The organism is Undibacterium sp. Dicai25W (assembly GCF_049340505.1).
Lineage (GTDB): Bacteria > Pseudomonadota > Gammaproteobacteria > Burkholderiales > Burkholderiaceae_D > Undibacterium > Undibacterium jejuense.
This window is the reverse complement of record NZ_JBMPOQ010000046.1, coordinates 1-1,896: the sequence shown is the minus strand read 5'-3', so window position 1 is coordinate 1,896 and position 1,896 is coordinate 1. Positions and strand designations below refer to the sequence as shown.

Annotated in this window: 3 protein-coding genes; all 3 read right to left on the bottom strand. The window is 48.6% G+C overall.

Annotated features, from left to right (window positions below; genetic code table 11):
- On the bottom strand, positions 1 to 428 hold a 428-nt coding region (locus ACO0KY_RS19585), incomplete at its 3' end, for an ExbD/TolR family protein (RefSeq protein WP_423048904.1).
- Positions 429 to 453: 25 nt separating this feature from the next.
- Entirely contained in the window at positions 454 to 891 is a 438-nt protein-coding gene (locus ACO0KY_RS19580; RefSeq protein WP_423048902.1) for an ExbD/TolR family protein, read from the bottom strand.
- A 145-nt stretch (positions 892 to 1,036) separates the two neighbouring features.
- Positions 1,037 to 1,896: MotA/TolQ/ExbB proton channel family protein (locus ACO0KY_RS19575; RefSeq protein ID WP_423048900.1), on the bottom strand; the 860-nt coding region annotated here is incomplete at its 5' end.

Below are 1,896 nucleotides of genomic sequence, written 5' to 3'. Positions count from 1 at the left end.
TTCAAGAACTGCTCGTTGCCGACCATACCGATTTTGGTCACACCCAGACGTTGAGCTGCAGCCATTACAGCAGCGACCGATTTGTACGGTACGACTGCGTTCGGACGCAGGTGAACTTCTGGCTGATTTGGATTGCTTGCCACTTCTGTCAGCTTGCTTTCCAATTCCGCACGACTAGCCACTGCGACACCGTTCCACAATACCGTCCCGTCAAAATCCACATCAATGTTCACAACCACTGGTGGTTCTGTTGGTTTGGATGGTGTATTGGTTGGCATATTCAGATTCACAGAGTGATTCTGAATTGGAATGGTGATGATCAGCATGATGATCAACACCAACATCACGTCGATCAACGGCGTCATGTTCATTTCTATCATCACTTCCGGATCGGCTGAAGAGCTGCCGGAACCTATTTGCATTCCCATATTCTTCCTTTATTTACCCGCTCAATTAGCCGCGTGGTGGTGGTTCGATGACGAAACCAACTTTGGAAATCCCTGCGCGTTGGGCGTTGAGGATCGTTTTGCCGATAAATTCGTAGCGAACGTTCTGGTCACCGCGGATGTTAACTTCCGGTTGCGGGATCTTTACGGCTTCTACTTTGAGTTTCTCGAACAGATCTTCTGTCCCGCCTGGCAGCGGACGCATGCCGCCATTCCAGTAAATATCGCCATCTTTACTAATTGAGATGGTGATGTTTTCTGGCTTGGTCTTAAATATCTGGTTGGTTTCTGCCGGCAGCTTGAGTTTGACTGTATCTGTGATCACCGGTGCGGTGATCAGGAAGATAATCAGCAAAACCAGCATGACGTCTACCAACGGGGTGGTGTTGATGGTGCTGTTGACTTCGTCTTCGCCATCACCATCGTTGCCGATTGCCATTGCCATAATGTGTCTCTTTCAGATTACTTTAACGTTCAAAACCACTAACTCATCATCACTTTTAAAAACCGTAGAGCAAATAAACACTGTGTTGCTCTACGGTTTTTGCTGTGCTTCTTTGCCTCTGTGGTGAGAGGTTTTTTGTTTGAGCTTACTTCTTAGCGACTTTGTTCATGCTGCCAGACAACACAACAGAGTGCAGGTCAGCGGCAAATGCGCGAACTTCTTCCATAGAGCTCTTGTTGCGACGTACCAGGAAGTTGTAACCCAACACTGCTGGAACCGCTACTGCCAAACCAATCGCCGTCATGATCAGCGCTTCACCAACTGGACCAGCAACTTTATCGATGGAAGCTTGACCGGACATACCGATCGCTGTCAACGCGTGGTAGATACCCCATACTGTACCGAACAAACCAACGAACGGTGCTGTAGAACCAACCGTCGCCAAAAATGCCAGGCCATCTTGCAAACGGCTTTGAACTTTATCAACAGCACGTTGGATAGACATAGAAACCCAAGTGTTCAGGTCGATTTGCTCTAACAATGCACCTTCGTGGTGTTCAGTTGCTTTGATACCAGAGTCAGCGATGAAACGGAATGGGCTGCCTTCTTTCAATGTTGCAGAACCAGCCTGAACAGATGCTGCTTTCCAGAACTTTGTACGTGCATCAGTTGCCTGACCAGATAATTTCACTTGATCGATGATCTTAGTGATCAGAATGTACCAAGAACCCATGGACATGATTGCCATGATGATCAATGTGCCTTTAGCAATAAAGTCACCAGTTTTCCACAAAGCATCTAAACCGTATGGATTTTCGATAACTTCTTTAGTTGGTGCTGCTGCATCCGCTGGAGCGGCTGCTGGTGCTGCGGCGTCAGCTGGTGCTGCTGGTGCAGTAGCAGAAGCTGCTGGCGCTGCAGGAGCAGAAGCTGCTTCGTCAGCGAAAACTGGAGCTGCAACGGTAGCGCTCAATGCCAAGAGGGCAGTCGCCAGGAATGCGGAGA

Bases quoted from the DNA above. Each gene is read 5' to 3' on its own strand.
- ACO0KY_RS19580 (WP_423048902.1), bottom strand. From the start codon at position 891: ATGGCAATGGCAATCGGCAACGATGGTGATGGCGAAGACGAAGTCAAC.